We start from the raw sequence: 16,995 nt of genomic DNA, 5'->3' as shown, positions 1-16,995 counted from the left end.
CGCACCGGCGGTTTTTTTATGTCTGGCGGAATATTCGCTGCATCCAGGGTGTTCGTTAGAGCAGTACCTATGGATGGCTGGGCGAGTGGGCAAACGAGCCGATCATCAATATGGCCCCGTAAGATAGACACCCCGATGGGCCGGCAAGGAGCAGCACGATGTGGATCAAGCGAAGCGACCGAATTCAACTCATTGGCGAAAACATCGCGCGCAGCGAAATCACGCCGCAGCGCGTGTTCGAGAACCGGCGGCGCGTGTTGCAGGCAGCGGGCGCGTTAGCGCTCGGTAGTCTGATTGGAGTGAATGGCGAAGCGCTGGCGGCGTATTCATCGCCGGATCCGAAGGCGCAGAAGCTTACGGCGAAGACCAACGCGAAGTTCGTCGCGCTCGACAAGATCACGCCGTACAAGGACATCACCACGTACAACAACTACTACGAGTTCGGCACCGACAAGGCCGACCCGGCGCATAACGCCGGTACCTTGCGGCCGCACCCGTGGAAGGTGAGCGTCGAGGGTGAGATCAAGAATCCCAAGGTGTATGACATCGACGAATTGCTGAAGCTCGCGCCGCTCGAGGAGCGCGTGTACCGGTTGCGTTGTGTCGAAGGTTGGTCGATGGTGATTCCGTGGATCGGTGTGCCGCTCTCGGAATTGATCAAGCGCGTGCAGCCGACCGGCAATGCCAAGTACGTGCAATTCATCACGCTGGCCGATCCGTCGCAAATGCCTGGCCTGTCGGAACCGGTGCTCGACTGGCCGTACACGGAAGGGCTGCGGATGGACGAAGCGATGAATCCATTGACACTGCTGACCATGGGCCTCTACGGCCAGGTGCTGCCGAATCAGAATGGCGCGCCGATCCGCGTGGTGGTGCCGTGGAAATACGGCTTCAAGAGCGCGAAGTCGCTGGTGAAGATCCGCTTCCTCGACAAGCAGCCGCCGACCAGCTGGAACACGTATGCGTCGAATGAGTATGGGTTTTACTCGAATGTGAATCCGAACGTCGATCACCCGCGCTGGAGTCAGGCTACTGAGCGGCGTATCGGCGAAGACGGTTTCTTCACGCCCAAGCGCAAGACATTGATGTTCAACGGCTACGGCGATCAGGTCGCGTCGCTCTATCAGGGCATGGACCTGAAGAAGAATTTTTGAACGACGAACTAATAATGGCTTCCTCCGACACGCAACCTGTTACCGAAACCCCACGCATGCCGCCTGGTGCTAAAGCGCCGGCGAAAGCGACGGCAAAGCGCCCGGCAGGCGGCGCGCGCTGGATCGTGCCGGCCAAGATTGTCGTGTTCATCGCGGCGTGGTTTCCGCTCGCGCGCATCGTGCTGTTCGGCGTGACCGATCGGTTGGGCGCGAATCCGATCGAGTTCATCACGCGCTCGACGGGCCTGTGGACGCTCGTCTTTCTTTGCATCACGTTGGCCGTGACACCGTTGCGCCGGCTGACCGGCATCGCTGCATTCGTCAGGTTTCGTCGCATGCTGGGTCTTTATGCATTCTTCTACGCGACGCTGCACTTCACCACTTACCTGTGGTTCGACAAGTGGTTTGATGTTGCCGCGATTCTGAAGGACATCGGCAAGCGGCCTTTCATCACCGTAGGCTTCGCTGCGTTCGTGTTGCTGATCGCATTGGCCGTGACATCGCCGCGCGCCATGGTGCGCAAACTTGGACGCCGCTGGCAGATGCTGCATCGCGCGATCTACGTAATCGGCGCGCTCGCGATCCTGCACTTCTGGTGGATGAAGGCGGGCAAGCACGATCTGATTCTGCCGAAAATCTACGGCGCGATCATGGTCGCGTTGCTGGGGTGGCGTTTGATCGTATGGTTGCGCGAGCGGCGCCTGAAGGCGCGCTGACCTGCGCGGTCCTTGTCTAACGCATAAATGAAAAAAGGCGATGCCGCAGTTGGCATCGCCTTTTTTATGGAAGAGCGCAGCCCGCCGACGTTTACGCCGGCAAGATCGTCTCGCCTGAAAACAGCTGCGTGACCTCTTCACGAGCGCGAACGATATGCGCTTGTGTACCATCAACCATCACCTCGGCCGCACGCGGACGGGTGTTGTAGTTCGAGCTCATCACGAAGCCATACGCACCAGCGGAGCGAATCGCCAGCAGATCTCCCGGTTCGACCGCCAGCAGACGCTCACGACCGAGCCAGTCGCCACTTTCGCAAACCGGGCCGACCACGTCGTACACGTGAGCGGGCACGTCGCGCTTAACGACAGCCTCGATTGCGTGATACGCCTCATACATCGCAGGGCGTGCGAGATCGGTCATCGCCGCATCGACAATCGCGAAGTTCTTTTCCGCGCCCGGCTTCAGAAACTCGACGCGCGTCAGCAGCACACCGGCATTGCCGACCAGCGAACGGCCCGGCTCGAAATACACCTCGCGATGCCCGTGGCCGCGCGCTTCGATGCGATCCAGCACGGTGCGCACGAAGTCGCCGATTTCCGGCGGGGTTTCGTCGTCGTACGTGATGCCGAGACCGCCGCCTACGTCGATATGGCCAATTTTGATGCCGTCCTGCTCGATCTGTTCGACCAGTTCCAAGACCTTGTCGACCGCGTCCAGATACGGTGCGACTTCAGTGATCTGCGAGCCGATATGGCAGTCGATGCCAACCACGTCGAGGTGCGTCATCGCCGCGGCGGCTTGATAGGTTGCCCGCGCATCTTCGAACGCGACGCCGAATTTATTCGACTTCAGGCCAGTGGAAATATACGGATGCGTTTTCGCGTCGACGTCCGGATTCACGCGCAACGAAACGGGCGCCTTCTTGCCCATTTCCGCGGCCACGGCATTCAGGCGATCGAGCTCGGGAATCGATTCGACGTTGAAGCATTTGACGCCGGCCGCGAGTGCCTGACGCATCTCGTCCGCGTGCTTGCCGACGCCGGAAAACACGGTGTTTTCCGCTTTGCCGCCGGCGGCCAGCACGCGCGCCAGTTCACCGCCCGACACGATGTCGAAGCCGGCTCCGAGTCGCGCGAACACGTTCAGCACCGCGAGATTGCTATTGGCCTTGACGGCGACGTGGACGCTCGCGCGGCGGCCGGCGCAAGCGCCTGCGTAGGCATTCCACGCTGCGGTGAGGGCGGCGCGCGAATAGACGTACAGCGGCGTGCCGAACTGTTCGGCAAGTGAGACGGCGGACACGCCTTCGGCGTGCAATACGCCGTCGACGTAGTCAAATGCGGATCGAGTCATGCGAAAGTCTTATTGAACGGGAGTGGCAGCGGAGGCAGGTTGTGCAGGCAAAGCCGAGGATGCGGCGGACGCGGGCGGCGCGGCGAGTTCGCTTTCCGGCGACAACGACAGCGGCGCGCCAGAAGTGTCCGGTACCTCACCCGTCGGAGCCGCGTTTTCCGTGGCCGGTTTCACTTCATCCGATGACGGTGACGGCGGCAGTTGTGTGCGATCGATCGGCTTGGCCGGCAGCGGCGGCACGGTGGGCAAATAGAGCGAACCGCGTTGCCCGCAGCCGGCAAGTGCACAACCTGCGAGAATGGCTAAACCCGCTACAATCGCGCGGCCGGGCACCGCCGCGCGCATCCGAGATACGACTCGCATGACTGTCCCTGAATAAATAATCGATGGAGTTTAGCATGTCCGATAGTGATTACCTGACCCGCGCGGAAGCCGCGCTAGCCGCCATCGAACGCGCGCTCGACGACACGGAAGCCGACATCGAACTCGAGCGCAGCGGCAATGTCCTGACCCTCGAATTCGAGAATCGCACGAAGATCATCGTCAATCTGCAGCCGCCGATGAGCGAAATCTGGATCGCCGCGAAAGCGGGTGGTTTTCACTTCCGTTTCGTCGACGGTGAGTGGCGCGATACCCGCAGCGGCACGGAGTTTTTTGCCGCGCTGTCGGAGTACGCGACGCAACAGGCTGGCGAGCCGGTCCACTTCGAAGCATAAAGCGCTCGCCTGAAAGAAAAAAACCGCCGCGCATCGAGCGCGGCGGTTTTCTTTTTTTCCGACTGATCCAGGTCTTGCTTCAGTGTCCGCGGAACAGATTCATGATGTCCTGCTTTTCCTGCTCGCCGACCTGCTCGGGCGCCGCCGCGGACGCCCCGCTCGCGTCGGCATCCAACGCCGCCTGGCTGACGCCGACTGTCGCGACGAAACCGTGGCCCGGCGTGAATTCGTCGAAATACAGTTCTGAGCCGATGTCGGTTACGCCGTCCGGCATCGGCATCTTGTACTCCGGCACGCCTTTGAGCGCGCGCGCCATGTATTCGACCCACACTGGCAACGCGAGGCCACCGCCGGTTTCCTTATCGCCGAGACTGCGCGGGTTGTCGTAGCCGATCCACGCGATGGCTGTGAGCGTGTGCTGATAGCCGGCGAACCACGCGTCGCGCGAATCGTTGGTGGTGCCGGTTTTGCCGCCGAGATCGGTACGCTTCAACACGTTGGTCTTAGCACCCGTGCCCCGTTGCGCGACACTTTGCAGCAGGCTGTTCATCACATACGCATTGCGCGGTTCGATCGCGTGAGGCGCGCTCTGCGCGGCGACTAGCGGTTGCGCGTGCGCCACGACGATACCGCGCTGATCGGTGACTTCGGCGATCAGATACGGATTGACGCGATAGCCACCGTTAGCAAACACCGAGAACGCGCCCGCCATCTGCAAGGGCGTGACGAGTCCCGCGCCGAGCGCCATTGGCAGATAAGCCGGGTGACGATCCGCATCGAAGCCGAAACGCGTGATGTATTGCTGCGCGTACCTGGTGCCGATCTGGTTCAGGATGCGGATCGACACGAGGTTCTTCGACTTCTGCAGCGCGGTGCGCATGGTCATCGGACCGTCGAAACCGCCACCATAGTTCTTCGGTTCCCACGCCTGACCACCCGTCTCCGCGGCGCTGAAAAAAAGCGGCGCGTCATTGATCACCGTGGCCGGTCCGAGTCCCTTTTCAAGCGAAGCTGAGTAGATGAATGGCTTGAAGCTCGAACCCGGCTGACGCCACGCCTGGGTCACGTGGTTGAACTTGTTCTTGTTGAAGTCGAAACCGCCGACCAGCGCGCGAATTGCGCCATCTTGCGGCACCACCGAAATGAATGCGCCTTCCACTTGCGGCAACTGCGTGATCGACCAGTTGCCGTCGTCATTCTTCACGAGGCGAATGATCGCGCCGGGCCGCACGCGTTGATTCGGCTGCGCACGCGTGCCGAGCGCGAACTGCGCGAAGCGCAGGCCGTCGCCCTGAATGGTCGCGACGTTGCCGTCGATGAAAGTGGCCTGCACCTGCTTCGGGCTTGCCGCCGTCACCACCGCCGCAATGATTTCGCCGTTGTCGGGGTGTTCGAGCAACGCGTCGTCGATGGCCTGTTCGCGGTCGTCCGCATCGGACGGCAGATCGATGAACGCTTCCGGGCCGCGATAGCCGTGGCGCCGTTCGTAGTCCATCAGACCTTTGCGCAACGCCCGGTAAGCGACGTCCTGATCGGCCGAGTCGATGGTGGTCACGACGTTCAGGCCGCGCGTGTACGCCTCTTCGCGATACTGCGCGTACATCATCTGCCGCACCATTTCCGCGACGTACTCCGCGTGCACGCTGAACTCCTTGCCCGCGCCCTTGACGATCAGCGGTTGCTTGCTCGCCTCGTCGTACTGTTCCTGAGTGATGTAGTGCAGCTCGTACATGCGCTGCAGAATGTATTCCTGACGAATCTTCGCGCGTTTCGGATTGACCACCGGGTTGTACGCAGACGGCGCCTTCGGCAAGCCCGCCAGCATGGCCGATTCCGCCAGCGTCAGGTCCTTCAGATCTTTACCGAAGTACACTCGCGCGGCGCTCGCAAAGCCATACGCGCGTTGACCGAGATAGATCTGATTCATATACACCTCGAGAATCTGATCTTTCGTCAGTTTGGACTCGATCTTGTAGGCGAGCAGCATCTCGTAGATCTTGCGCGTGTAGGTCTTCTCACTCGAAAGGAAGAAGTTGCGCGCCACCTGCATGGTGATCGTGCTGGCGCCTTGTGTTGCGTGACCATTGGTCAGGGCGACGAAACCGGCTCGCGCGATGCCTGTGAGGTCGACGCCGCCATGATCGTAGAAGCGCGCGTCCTCAATTGCCAGCACGGCTTTCTTCAGGCTATCCGGCACGTCCTGGATATGGACGATGTCGCGCCGTTCTTCACCGAATTCGCCGATCAGCACGTGGTCGGCCGTATAGATGCGCAGTGGGACCTTCGGTCGGTAGTCGGTCAGTGCATCGAGCGACGGCAGGTTCGGCGTGGCCACCACCAGCGCATAGCCGAGAACCAGCAGCACGCATAGGATGCCTGCGACGATCAAACCCACAAAGCCGATGATGAGCTTGAGCCACAACGGGCGCTTGCGCTTCTGCGGCGTGGGCGGCGGGGACGTAGGAGACGTGGATTGCATATGGACACCAAAAAGCAGTCCCGCGATTATAGCCGCCCCGCTTTTCAGCTTTCGGCATGCTTACTGACAGTTCTTGACAAGTCTGCGCGTCCTGCGGGAATGACTTCACTGTAGACGCTTTGATGGTGTGCAGGGCGCGCGTCACGCAACGTTAGCCATTTGGCTGAGTGTCGCGCAACGGCGCGGCTACGCACAATTCTCCCTCGCAACTCGCGTTCGAATGGTTCGTCGCGTGAGTCTGAGGGAGGGCGTGATGACGTTTAAAAATTCGTGGCTTCAAGGTGTGCAACTCGGTGCGCAGCGTTTCGCTGCGGGAATCGATGTGGGATCGCAGGCGGTGCGTCTGGTCGTGATAAGTCAGCATGCGCGCGCACCTGCCGCGCTGCATATCGAATACGTGAGCACGGTGCCGCTTGGCGCCGGCGCGATGGCCGGCACGGAGATCGCCGACCGCCATGCGGTGGCGCGTGCGTTGCGCGACGCATTCGCCGGCATGCCGCATGCCTGCGTCACGCAGGCATTGCGCTGCGCGATGGCGTTGCCCGCCGCGGCTACGTTGACCACCACGGTGCCGCTCACGCGGCTCGCCGCGCTAAGCGGTTGCGCGGAAGACGGCGGCCATGAACTCGCCGAACTCGAACCGGCGGTGATGAGCGAAGTCGAGCGTATCGCCGGTCTCGAGCGGCATGCATTGGCTGTCGACTGGTTCGTCGACGAAACGCGTTCGCCGATTCGTTCGGTGACGATCGCCGCAACCGCCCGCCAGCATCTCGAAGCGCGTATCGAATGCGCGGCGACGGCCGGTATTTCGCTCAGTGCGATCGATGGCGAACCGCATGCGGCTTTGCGCGCAATGCGCTATGCGGCGAGCTATGAACTCGATCCGCACGAGCCGTACGTCGCGCTCTGGGTGGGCACGGACGGCGTGTACGGCTGGCGGATCGTCGACGACTGCCTGGTCGGCGAAATGCGCTACCCGGCGCCTGAACATGCTGATCTCGCCGACGCGTTGCGTGATCTCGTCCACGGTCCTGTACTCGATTGTGCATTGCTGAGCGGCGAGGTCGATCTGCTCGACGGCGTGGGTTTCTCGACCGCGGATATCGCCGACGTATTGGGCTGCACGGTGCTGCCGTTCGAATGCGCGGCGCTGGGTGGGCTCGTGCGTGAATTGCACGATCCGTTATTGCACGAGCCCACCGCGGCGGTCGCGTTCGGGCTTGCGTTGCGCGGGGTGCTCGAATGATGCGCGCGCTCTCCGGTCTGAGTTCGGGGGGGCTGGCCACGCGGGCGTCTACGCGTGGCGCGCGCGGCGTATCGCTGTGGCTCGGCGGCTTCAATCTGCTGCCATACCGGCAACGCAATGCGCAACGCGCGCGCCAGCGGCGTCTGCTCGAATGGGTGGCCGCTGCGCTCGCCGGTTTGATGGCGGTGCTCGCGTTCATTGGCTGGCAGGCATTGGAACGAGCGCGGCTCGATGCGCGGCGCGCGTCGGTTGAACAGTCGCTCACGCAACTGGCCATGCCGCTCGCCGAGCACACCAGGCTGCTGCGGGCGCAAGACGAACAACGCCAAGGCGCAATGCGTGCAATGACTCTGTCAAAGCCGCTCACGCATTTGCGCGATCTGCTGGATGCGCTGAGCTTTGAACCTGGCGATGGCGTGGTGCTGCAGCAGCTGCGCCAGCGCGAGTACGAGACGGAGTTGCTCGCGACCTCGCGTGGACATATCGCGTCGGCCGAGTGGCTTAAGCGCTTGAGCGCGATCCGCGGCGTGAAGGGCGCGGAAGTGAGCGACCTGCATCGCTCGACGCCTCGTGGTGGTGCGGTTGCGGCAATAGGCGTGACGAGCGGCCCGATTGAATTCGGCGCGCATCTGCGCTGGGACGACCCGCCGCGCAAAGCGGTCCTTCTGTCTCGCGCCGCTGAGCCACGTCACACGAAGTCTGAACAATCAGGAGGTGCGAAATGAGTACGACTTTTATCGAGTTCGGCGGCACGGCGAGCACGCGGTTTTCTTTCTCTCAATGGATGAAGCATGTGCGCGTGCCGCTCGCCGCGTGGAATCGTCGGCGCTGTTGGGCGGTCGCGTTGCTGATCGCTGCGCTGGTGTTCGCACTTGGCGCGCACGGCTGGGTCGTGGCCGATTTCGGCGGCATCGAGGCGAGCCGGACGGCATTGGATGCGGCCACGCGGCATCTCGCGGATGCGCGCCACGCGTTGACGCAGTTGCCCGCGCTGCGCAGGGACGTTACCGCCAAGCCGGGTGGACCGTTGTCTGCGTCGTGGACCTCGGCGGACGATGTGCGCATCGTGTCTGAACTCGCAGCGCAGAATAGCGTCTCGTTGCTTTCAATAGACCCGGGCGCCGCCAGCGGTTCAGGTGCTGAAACCATGCGTCCGATACAGATCACCGCCCACACTGATTTCGTCCACCTGATGGCATTTCTGCGCGGGCTGTCGGACCTGCCGGTGCTGATCGTTCCGGTCGACGTGACGGTCAACCGCGAGGCCGCTTCGTTAGCGGTGAGGGCAACGCTGCACGTATTCAGTGCGTTGAAGCCGGTGCCTTCAGCGGCCGCCGTTGACGCGTTTGCCGACGATGGCCTTGATCTGGATGACGAAGAAGATGTCGTGTTCTTCGATCCGTTCCTGCTTCCGCTGATGCTCGCATCCGGTGAGCAGCAGCCGGACGCTTCGCAACTGCGCCTGGTCGGGCTGTTGCATGATCGAACGCGCGGGCTGGCCTTGCTGGATACACCGGATGGCGCGACCACGGTCGTGTCCGGGCAGCAACTCGGTACTGAGCGCGTTACGCGGCTCGACGCGCTCAGCATCACGCTGGCGAATGGCGGCGTGAGGCGCACGCTGGCACTGACGGAGGCGTCCTGATGAGGATGATGAAGCCGTTTGGTGCCGCAGCGGCGTGCGCGGGCGTTCGTGCGTGGTTTGGCTTTGGCGTGGGTTGCGGCATGCCGGGAGATATGGGTGGGAGGGTGGTTTCCAACGTGGTTCGCAGCTCGGTTCGCAACACGGTTCACAGCCCTCCTCGCAGTGCGGTTCGCACTCCGGTCAAGAGTACGGTGCGCAGCCCGGTCAAGCGTCCGGTTAATCCGGTTGGCAGCCCGCTTCGCAACGCGCTTCGCAGCCCCCTTCGCAGCCCCCTTCGCAGCCTGGTCGCGGGGATGGCGATAAGCGCCGGCATGGCGCACGCGTCGACTCCACCGCTGCCACCGCTACCCGCATACATACCGCTCGACGACGCCATCGCGCTCCCCGGTGCTCGATACGACGTACCGCCGCTGCCGCGAGGCAGCGCGGCCGAAGTCGCCAACCCGTTCCGTGACGATTCCGCTGTTGAGCCTGGCGCCGAGTCTGGCATATCGCGAGCGGCGGCGATCTCCGGGACTGGCCGTGCCGACCTGGCCGACGATCTGGCCAATGACGCGGACGGCTCAATGCCGCTACCGAGGCGGTCCCCAACCTCGACTCGCGACAATGTCACCGCAGCAGCGGCCCGCGACGACCTCACCGGAGCCGCGGTGCTCGAAGGACCGCCGGTGCCGCTGCCTCCGCTCGCGCGTCTGAGCGGCGCACCGAAAACGCCAGCAGACGCTCAACTCGCCGCCGACGACAAACCGATCTCGTTGAATTTTCAGCGTGCCGAACTCGGTGCGGTGCTTAACGCGTTCGCCCAGTTCACCGGACTGAACATCGTCTCGAGCGAGAGAGTGCGCGGCGCCGTTTCATTGCGGCTCGACAAGGTGCCGTGGCGCACCGCGTTCGACACTTTGCTCGACGTCAATGGGCTCGCCATGGAGCGCCACGGCAACGTGATCTGGGTCGCGCCGGGCGCGGATCTGGCCGCGCGCGAACGGCTGCGTTTCGAAGCTCACGCGAGAGCCGCCGATCTTGAGCCGCTCGCCAGCCGTACGTTCGAGCTGCACTACGCGCGCGCGGAGGACGTGCGGCGTCTGCTGAGCGGCGCCGGCAATCAGCGCGTGCTATCCAAACGCGGCGCCGCGACTGCCGACCCGCGCACCAATCTGCTGTTCGTCACCGATCTCGAAGCACGGCTCGCGCAGATCACGGCCTTGCTTGCCTCCGTCGACCGGCCGACCCGTCAGGTATTGATCGAAGCGCGTATCGTCGAGGGCGAGCACGGGTTTTCGCGCAATCTCGGGGTGCGTCTTTCCATGGCAGCCGCCAACGCCGACGGCACGGCCCGGGGCTTGACGGGCGGTAAGGACGGCACCGTGTACGATCTGTCGGCCCGGCCAATTTCCGGTTTTGACGCCGCCACCGCCGGGCTGACCTTATTCGCAGCCGGGGCGACGCGTCTCCTGAACATCGAGCTGAGCGCGCTGGAGGCGGAAGGGCGCGGTGAAATCGTCTCGAGCCCTCGCGTCGTCACCGCGGACCGGATGAAGGCGGTGGTCGAGCAGGGTACCGAGCTGCCGTATCAGGCGAAAGTCGGGCAGGGCGTGTCGGGCGTGCAGTTTCGCCGCGCCACGCTCAAACTGGAGGTCGAGCCGCAAATCATGCCGGACGGCAGGGTGGTGCTGGACCTCGACGTCGCCAAAGACAGCGTCGGCGAACAGACCGATGCCGGACCCGCGATCAACACCAAACACGTGCAAACGCGCGTCGAAGTCGAAGATGGTGGTACGGTGTCGATCGGCGGAATTTACGCGACCGACGACCGTGACGATGTGACGCGCGTGCCGGTCCTGGGCAAAATACCTGTTTTAGGTGCGCTTTTTCGCCATCGGGCCCATCGGGACCAGCGCAGTGAACTGGCAGTTTTCATCACGCCGCGCGTCGTTCAGACAAATTAGGGGCATGCTGCTGCCGCCGTCCAGCGGCGGCCTGCAGGCTCGACAAGGCAGCCGCTTTGCCAGTAAGCTGCGGCACGAACCATACCGGATTAGCCAGAGGACACCGTTGCAAGCGCGGGACGCACACGCCAATGTATTTTTTGTAGGGCTCATGGGGGCAGGCAAGACCACCGTGGGTCGGGCCATTGCGCGCCGTCTCGATCGCCCGTTCTTCGATTCCGATCATGAAATCGAGGCACGCACGGGCGCGCGCATTCCGGTGATCTTCGAGATGGAAGGCGAAGCGGGCTTTCGCGATCGCGAAGCAGACGTGATTTCCGACCTGACCGGGCGCGATAATATCGTGCTGGCCACGGGCGGCGGTGCGGTCTTGCGGCCGGAAAACCGCGAAGCGCTGCAAAATCGGGGCGTGGTGATCTACTTGCGCGCGAATCCACATGATCTGTGGCTGCGCACCCGGCGCGACAAAAACCGCCCGCTGTTGCAGACCGAAGACCCCAAAGCGCGTCTCGAAGCGCTCTACGAAGTACGCGATCCGCTATACCGGGAATGCGCGCACTTTGTGATCGAAACCGGCCGGCCTTCGGTCAACGGACTCGTCAATATGGTTCTGATGCAGCTCGAGCTGGCCGGCGTCGCCAAACATCCTGCGTCATAATGGACCGTATGATTACCGTCAACGTCGAACTGGGCGAGCGCGCCTACCCCATCCATATCGGTGCCGATCTGATCGGCCAGACCGCGCTGTTCGCGCCGCATATCGCCGGCAGCTCGGTCACGATCGTCACGAACACCACGGTCGATCCGCTTTACGGCGACCAACTGCGTGCGGCGCTTGCGCCGCTCGGCAAACAGATCTCCACGGTCGTTTTGCCGGACGGCGAGGCGTACAAGAATCTCGAAACGCTGAATCTGATTTTCGACGCACTGCTGGGCTCGCGCGCGGATCGCAAGACCACGCTGATCGCTCTCGGCGGCGGCGTGATCGGCGACATGACGGGTTTTGCCGCGGCCTGCTACATGCGCGGCGTGCCGTTCATCCAGGTGCCGACTACCTTGCTGTCGCAGGTCGATTCGTCGGTGGGCGGCAAGACCGGTATCAACCATCCGCTCGGCAAGAACATGATCGGCGCGTTCTACCAGCCACAGGCTGTGATCGCCGACATCGGTGCGCTGCGCACGCTGCCGGCACGCGAACTGGCAGCAGGCGTCGCCGAAGTGATCAAGACCGGCGCCATTGCTGACGCCGGTTTCTTCAACTGGATCGAAGCGAACATCGAGGCGCTCAATCGCTGCGAGCCGCAAGCGCTGGCCGAGGCGGTCAAGCGCTCGTGCGAGATCAAGGCGTCGGTCGTGGCGCAGGATGAGCGCGAAGGCGGACTGCGCGCGATTCTCAATTTCGGCCACACCTTCGGCCACGCGATCGAAGCCGGGCTTGGCTACGGCGAGTGGCTGCACGGCGAGGCGGTGGGCTGCGGAATGGTGATGGCGGCGGACCTGTCGGTGCGCATGGGCTATCTCGACGAAGCCGCGCGCAAGCGTCTGGTCGACGTGATCGTCGCCGCCCATCTGCCTACCCGTGCGCCGGCACTCGGTGACTCGCGTTACGTCGAACTCATGCGCGTCGACAAGAAGGCGGAAGCCGGCGCGATCAAATTCATTCTGCTGAAGCGTTTCGGTGAGACGCTGATCACCCAGGCGCCCGACGCCGAGGTGCACGCCACGCTGGCCGCTGCCATCTAGAAACGGCAGGGCATTGCAGCAAAGGTTCACGCACCAGCGTCACGAGGCGCCGCCCATGTTTCGGAGAATCCGGTGACTGACAGGCGCAGCGACGATGTAAAGCATGGCCCCGCAGACACGCCCGGCACGCCCGTGAGTGGCGTGCCCGCGCAGGAAGCGCTCGAAGCGCATCTCGCGCCGTACGCGGCACATTCCGCCCAATCACGCGGGCGCCGCTATCCCGAAGCCGCGCCCAGCGCGCGCACCGAATTCCAGCGCGATCGCGATCGTATCGTCCACTCCACGGCGTTCCGCCGGCTTGAATATAAGACACAGGTATTCGTCAATCACGAGGGCGATCTGTTTCGCACGCGACTCACCCATAGTCTCGAAGTCGCGCAGATCGCCCGTTCGGTGGCCCGCAATCTGCGCGTCAACGAGGACCTCGTCGAAGCCATTTCGCTGGCGCACGATCTCGGCCATACGCCGTTCGGTCACGCGGGCCAGGACGCGCTGAACGAATGCATGCGCGAACATGGCGGCTTCGAGCACAATCTGCAAAGCCTCGCGGTGGTCGACGATCTGGAGGAGCACTACGGCGCGTTCAATGGGCTGAACCTTTGCTTTGAAACGCGCGAGGGCATTCTCAAGCACTGCTCGCGCGAGAACGCGCGGCGGCTCGGCGCGCTCGGCGAGCGTTTTCTGGAGGGGCGGCAGCCTTCCATAGAAGCGCAGATCGCCAACGTCGCCGATGAGATCGCATACAACAATCACGATGTCGACGACGGCTTGCGTTCGGGCTTGCTTACGGTGGAGCTGCTTGCCGAAGTGGAGTTATGGCAGACCCATTACGTGGCGGCGCGTGGCGATTTCCCGCAGATCGAAGGGCGACGGCTGATTCACGAGACGGTGCGCCGCATCATCAACACGTTGATCGTCGATCTGATCGATACGACCTTGCTCAATCTTGCAAGGCACGCGCCAGTCTCGCTCGACGATGTGCGGGCCGCACCGCCGCTGGTCGCACACAGCGAAGCGATCGCCGCGCAGGCTGCGACGCTCAAGCGCTTTCTGTTCAAGAACCTGTATCGACACTATCGCGTCATGCGCATGGCCAACAAGGCGCGCCGCGTGGTGGCCGGGCTGTTCGATGCGTTCACGGAAGATCCGAGGCTATTGCCACCCAGCTATCAAACGACGGACGCGTCGATGCAACCGCGGTTGATCGCCCACTACATCGCGGGTATGACGGATCGCTATGCGGTGAAGGAATACCAGCGGCTGTTTGTGATCGACGACAACTGATTGGACCTGCGGCCAGGTCGGGCCGCCTACGCTGTTGCGGCGCAGGCCGACTTCTGGCGCGGGCCGCCGCGCCATAAGTCGATATGAGCCTCGCGCTCGAGAAGCGTGCGGCGGCCACCTGCGCCGGTGGCGATTCGAGACCTCCGCCAGAAGCCGGTGCCCGAACTTGGCGTCAGTGCTCCGACCTGCGTGCCGCCAAAGGCGTCACACGCGACGGCCCTGCCGACTCGCTACCTGGCCGTAGCGCGCTTACCCCAACTTGCCTGGCGCAGCCGCGCCTTACGCACCCGCGCCTAGCGCAGCCGCGCCGCGAACAGCGCGCCCGCGATCAACGCAACGCCGCCGACAATCGCCACCGTCTGCCACGGATTCTCATGCACGTAATCGTCAGCGTCGGCGATCGCGACTTCAGCGCGTTCGCGAACGGCTTCGCGGGTGTCGTTCAAACGGGCACGCGCGGCGTCGAGCTGCTTACGCAATTTGCCGCGCAGCGCCACCGCGTCTGCCTGGGTGCCGTCTGCCAGAGTGGACTCCAGCTCCGACATCAAGTTGCGCAGTTCGCCTGCGATATCTTCGGCCGCATGGCGGCTATGGCGAGCGATACGCCGCGCGCGGCGGCTGGTGGTGGTCCAGGATTCGCCGAGGGCGTCTCGCGTGTTCGGAAGTGCTGTCATGGTCGCTCCGTCGATGAGGGTGAAGGGTCCCACGCTGTCACGCAGACACACGTTGTCACGCGGGAAACACCCTGAGAACGCAACTTCGGTGCCAAACCGGCAGCCCCTATACACCGTAGCGCCACCTCACATTCGTCAGCAGATATTGCACGAGCCGGCCCGTTGATGGGTCAAATTTACAAACGCTCCCGCCCGGGCACCGAATTGAGTTCCGCACGCCGCAAACGGTCTCCCAACGTGCATGAATCAAAAAAACGCCGTCATTGAATGCATGACGGCGTTGTCCAAGCCACGAAAATTCGACTACCCTAACTCAACGGCCCCAATTTCATGACGCGTTAGAAACGGTAACCAATGTTGACGTAGGTAACGATAGGGTTCAGCTTGATCTTGGTTTGCGACTGCACATTCAGCGTACCGACCGGGGTATTGGCGGCGGTGTTCAGCTTGGCAGTCGTGCTGAGCGGCAGGTACGAGATCGAGACACCCGCGAACCAGTGCTGGTTGAACGCATAGGTGAAACCCGCATTAAACACCGGCTCCCACGAACTATCCGTAGAGACGCTGGTCGGACCATGCAGAACACCCGCCTCGAACGCGCCGTTGGTGATCTTTTCGTCGGTGAACCAGATGCGGCTCACACCAACGCCGAGATACGGGCGGAACGTAGCGGTCGGAGCGTTGAAGTAGTACTTGAACAGCAGAGTCGGGCTCCACTGTTTCGCCTGACCGAGCTTGCCGAATTGTTCGAGGTTGCCCGTGCCGTTCAGGTCGAACGAAGGCGGGACGCCGATTACGAACTCGGTGGCGATGTGGTCTGTGATGAAGTAACCGGCAGTGAAGCCAAGCGTGTCAGCTGAACTGAGTGATGCACCGGTGTTGGCTTGGGGGAGGTTGGTCGGGCTGCCCCCAACGCTTGTCACTCTCAGCGGCTCGCTGCTCGATTGAGGCGCAAGATGGAACCAGCCTGATGTGACGTAAAAGCTTCCGGCCGATTGCGCGTGCGCTGCTGTTGTCATACAGGCTAGCGCCGCGATCCCCGTTACGGCCTGTTTTAATTTCATATGTGCTCCTCCAAAAAAGGCCCGCTCATTATGACTACAACGTTTGAAACAAACCATACGCGGCGGTTAGAGCTTTCTCCCTAGGCTCCGCGCGGTTTCTGGCTTAGCCGTGCTGCGCCGAACCCCGGGCGCGCGCGGTTCTTCGGACCTTCGGGTATGTACCAACGCGACTATTGGATACTCCAGCATGGCACGGCTTGCACGTCTTTATGTCCCTGACCAGCCGCAACACGTCATTCTCCGCGGACTCGATCAGCAACCCGCATTCGTCGACGACCAGGACTACGAGCTTTTCATCGACTGTTTGAAAGCGGCTTCACGCGACCATCACCTGTCCATCCACGCGTACGCGTTGATGCCGGGCTCGGTACAGCTGCTCGTCACGCCGACCGAGGAGTCGAGCCTGCCGAAGGCGATGCAGGCAGTAGGGCGCCGCTACGTAGCGCATTTCAACCGGCGTTACGCGCGCCGCGGCACGCTATGGGAGGGCCGCTACCGCGCCACGGTGATCGAAGGCGAGCGCTATTTCCTGCTGGCCAGCCGCGTTGTCGAAATGTCGCCGGTGCGCGCGGGGCTGGTGAGCACGCCCGAGGACTATCGCTGGTCGAGCTACCGCCATCACATCGGCCTGACGCTAGACAGCCTGATTACCGACCACCCGCTGTACTGGTCGCTCGGTAACACGCCGTTCGAACGGCAGCGCGCATACCGCGAGCTGTGCGAGCAGCCGCTCGACGAACGTGAAGCCAGTCAGCTTCAGCAGGCCACCCTGAAAGGCTGGGTTCTGGGCAGTGATACTTATCGCGAATGGGCGGCGCGGGCCGCCAACCGGCGCGTATCTCCGCTGCCACGCGGACGGCCGCGCAAGGTGCGCGAAACGCCCCAGACGCAATAAAGTGTTTCAAATCAAACGGCCTCACCCCGAACGGCATTTTCGAATGCCGTTTTCTTTTGCACTTTTTTGATGTGGCACC

General features: G+C 62.8%; 16 protein-coding genes. 11 read left to right on the top strand and 5 right to left on the bottom strand.

Features of this window, described 5'->3' with window-relative positions:
- Positions 1–158: 158 nt before the first annotated feature.
- Positions 159–1,154 carry a protein-methionine-sulfoxide reductase catalytic subunit MsrP gene (gene msrP, locus PQR53_RS27160; RefSeq protein WP_408460976.1) on the top strand — a complete coding sequence of 332 codons (996 nt, stop codon included), beginning with the start codon at positions 159–161 and terminating at the stop codon, positions 1,152–1,154.
- A gap of 14 nt (positions 1,155–1,168) precedes the next feature.
- Positions 1,169–1,870 carry a protein-methionine-sulfoxide reductase heme-binding subunit MsrQ gene (msrQ, locus tag PQR53_RS27155; protein ID WP_408460973.1) on the top strand — a complete coding sequence of 234 codons (702 nt, stop codon included), beginning with the start codon at positions 1,169–1,171 and terminating at the stop codon, positions 1,868–1,870.
- A gap of 91 nt (positions 1,871–1,961) precedes the next feature.
- Here the strand turns inward: msrQ and lysA are convergent, their stop codons facing one another.
- Together lysA and lptM are read right to left on the bottom strand one after the other, a co-directional pair.
- Positions 1,962–3,224, bottom strand: coding sequence for a diaminopimelate decarboxylase (gene lysA / locus PQR53_RS27150; RefSeq protein WP_408460970.1), 1,263 nt, complete (start codon positions 3,222–3,224; stop codon positions 1,962–1,964).
- A gap of 9 nt (positions 3,225–3,233) precedes the next feature.
- Positions 3,234–3,587 (bottom strand): LPS translocon maturation chaperone LptM, encoded by a 354-nt coding sequence (gene lptM, locus PQR53_RS27145; RefSeq protein WP_408460967.1) that lies wholly within the window; start codon positions 3,585–3,587, stop codon positions 3,234–3,236.
- 35 nt (positions 3,588–3,622) lie between these two features.
- Between lptM and cyaY the strand changes: the two genes are divergently transcribed.
- Positions 3,623–3,940, top strand: a complete 318-nt coding sequence (cyaY, locus tag PQR53_RS27140; protein ID WP_211633109.1) for an iron donor protein CyaY — start codon at positions 3,623–3,625, stop codon at positions 3,938–3,940.
- A gap of 79 nt (positions 3,941–4,019) precedes the next feature.
- On the opposite strand, the gene PQR53_RS27135 is transcribed toward cyaY, so the two are convergent.
- The gene (locus tag PQR53_RS27135; protein WP_408460964.1) at positions 4,020–6,419 is read right to left on the bottom strand and encodes a penicillin-binding protein 1A; all 2,400 of its coding nucleotides are present in this window, start codon (positions 6,417–6,419) and stop codon (positions 4,020–4,022) included.
- 253 nt (positions 6,420–6,672) lie between these two features.
- On the opposite strand from PQR53_RS27135, the gene pilM reads away from it, so the two are divergent.
- The 7 genes from pilM (at position 6,673) to PQR53_RS27100 (ending at position 14,283) form a co-directional block, all read left to right on the top strand.
- Complete coding sequence (pilM, locus tag PQR53_RS27130; RefSeq protein ID WP_408460961.1) at positions 6,673–7,665, top strand: type IV pilus biogenesis protein PilM; 993 nt, start codon at positions 6,673–6,675, stop codon at positions 7,663–7,665.
- Positions 7,665–8,390 carry a fimbrial assembly protein gene (locus PQR53_RS27125; RefSeq protein WP_408461018.1) on the top strand — a complete coding sequence of 242 codons (726 nt, stop codon included), beginning with the start codon at positions 7,665–7,667 and terminating at the stop codon, positions 8,388–8,390. The genes pilM and PQR53_RS27125 overlap by 1 nt, the downstream gene beginning before the upstream one ends.
- Positions 8,387–9,310, top strand: coding sequence for a hypothetical protein (locus PQR53_RS27120; RefSeq protein ID WP_408460958.1), 924 nt, complete (start codon positions 8,387–8,389; stop codon positions 9,308–9,310). The genes PQR53_RS27125 and PQR53_RS27120 overlap by 4 nt, the downstream gene beginning before the upstream one ends.
- 293 nt (positions 9,311–9,603) lie before the next feature.
- Positions 9,604–11,256, top strand: a complete 1,653-nt coding sequence (locus PQR53_RS27115; RefSeq protein WP_408460955.1) for a type IV pilus secretin PilQ — start codon at positions 9,604–9,606, stop codon at positions 11,254–11,256.
- Positions 11,257–11,362: 106 nt separating this feature from the next.
- Entirely contained in the window at positions 11,363–11,914 is a 552-nt protein-coding gene (locus PQR53_RS27110; RefSeq protein ID WP_408460952.1) for a shikimate kinase, read from the top strand.
- Positions 11,914–12,999, top strand: a complete 1,086-nt coding sequence (aroB, locus tag PQR53_RS27105) for a 3-dehydroquinate synthase (protein ID WP_408460950.1) — start codon at positions 11,914–11,916, stop codon at positions 12,997–12,999. The genes PQR53_RS27110 and aroB overlap by 1 nt, the downstream gene beginning before the upstream one ends.
- A gap of 132 nt (positions 13,000–13,131) precedes the next feature.
- Entirely contained in the window at positions 13,132–14,283 is a 1,152-nt protein-coding gene (locus tag PQR53_RS27100; RefSeq protein ID WP_408461015.1) for a deoxyguanosinetriphosphate triphosphohydrolase, read from the top strand.
- 293 nt (positions 14,284–14,576) lie between these two features.
- On the opposite strand, the gene PQR53_RS27095 is transcribed toward PQR53_RS27100, so the two are convergent.
- Together PQR53_RS27095 and PQR53_RS27090 are read right to left on the bottom strand one after the other, a co-directional pair.
- Positions 14,577–14,957 (bottom strand): ElaB/YgaM/YqjD family protein, encoded by a 381-nt coding sequence (locus tag PQR53_RS27095; protein ID WP_408460947.1) that lies wholly within the window; start codon positions 14,955–14,957, stop codon positions 14,577–14,579.
- A gap of 338 nt (positions 14,958–15,295) precedes the next feature.
- A complete protein-coding gene (locus tag PQR53_RS27090) occupies positions 15,296–16,021 on the bottom strand; it encodes an OmpW/AlkL family protein (RefSeq protein WP_408460944.1) in 726 nt (241 codons plus the stop codon).
- Between the two features lie 187 nt (positions 16,022–16,208).
- Here PQR53_RS27090 and PQR53_RS27085 point away from each other — a divergent pair, with 187 nt between their 5' ends.
- Positions 16,209–16,916 (top strand): transposase, encoded by a 708-nt coding sequence (locus tag PQR53_RS27085; RefSeq protein ID WP_408460941.1) that lies wholly within the window; start codon positions 16,209–16,211, stop codon positions 16,914–16,916.
- Positions 16,917–16,995: the final 79 nt, after the last annotated feature.

The sequence above is a fragment of the Paraburkholderia fungorum genome, from assembly GCF_046027605.1.
GTDB classification, from domain to species: Bacteria; Pseudomonadota; Gammaproteobacteria; order Burkholderiales; family Burkholderiaceae; genus Paraburkholderia; species Paraburkholderia fungorum_F.
This window is presented reverse-complemented; position numbering and strand designations above follow the sequence as displayed.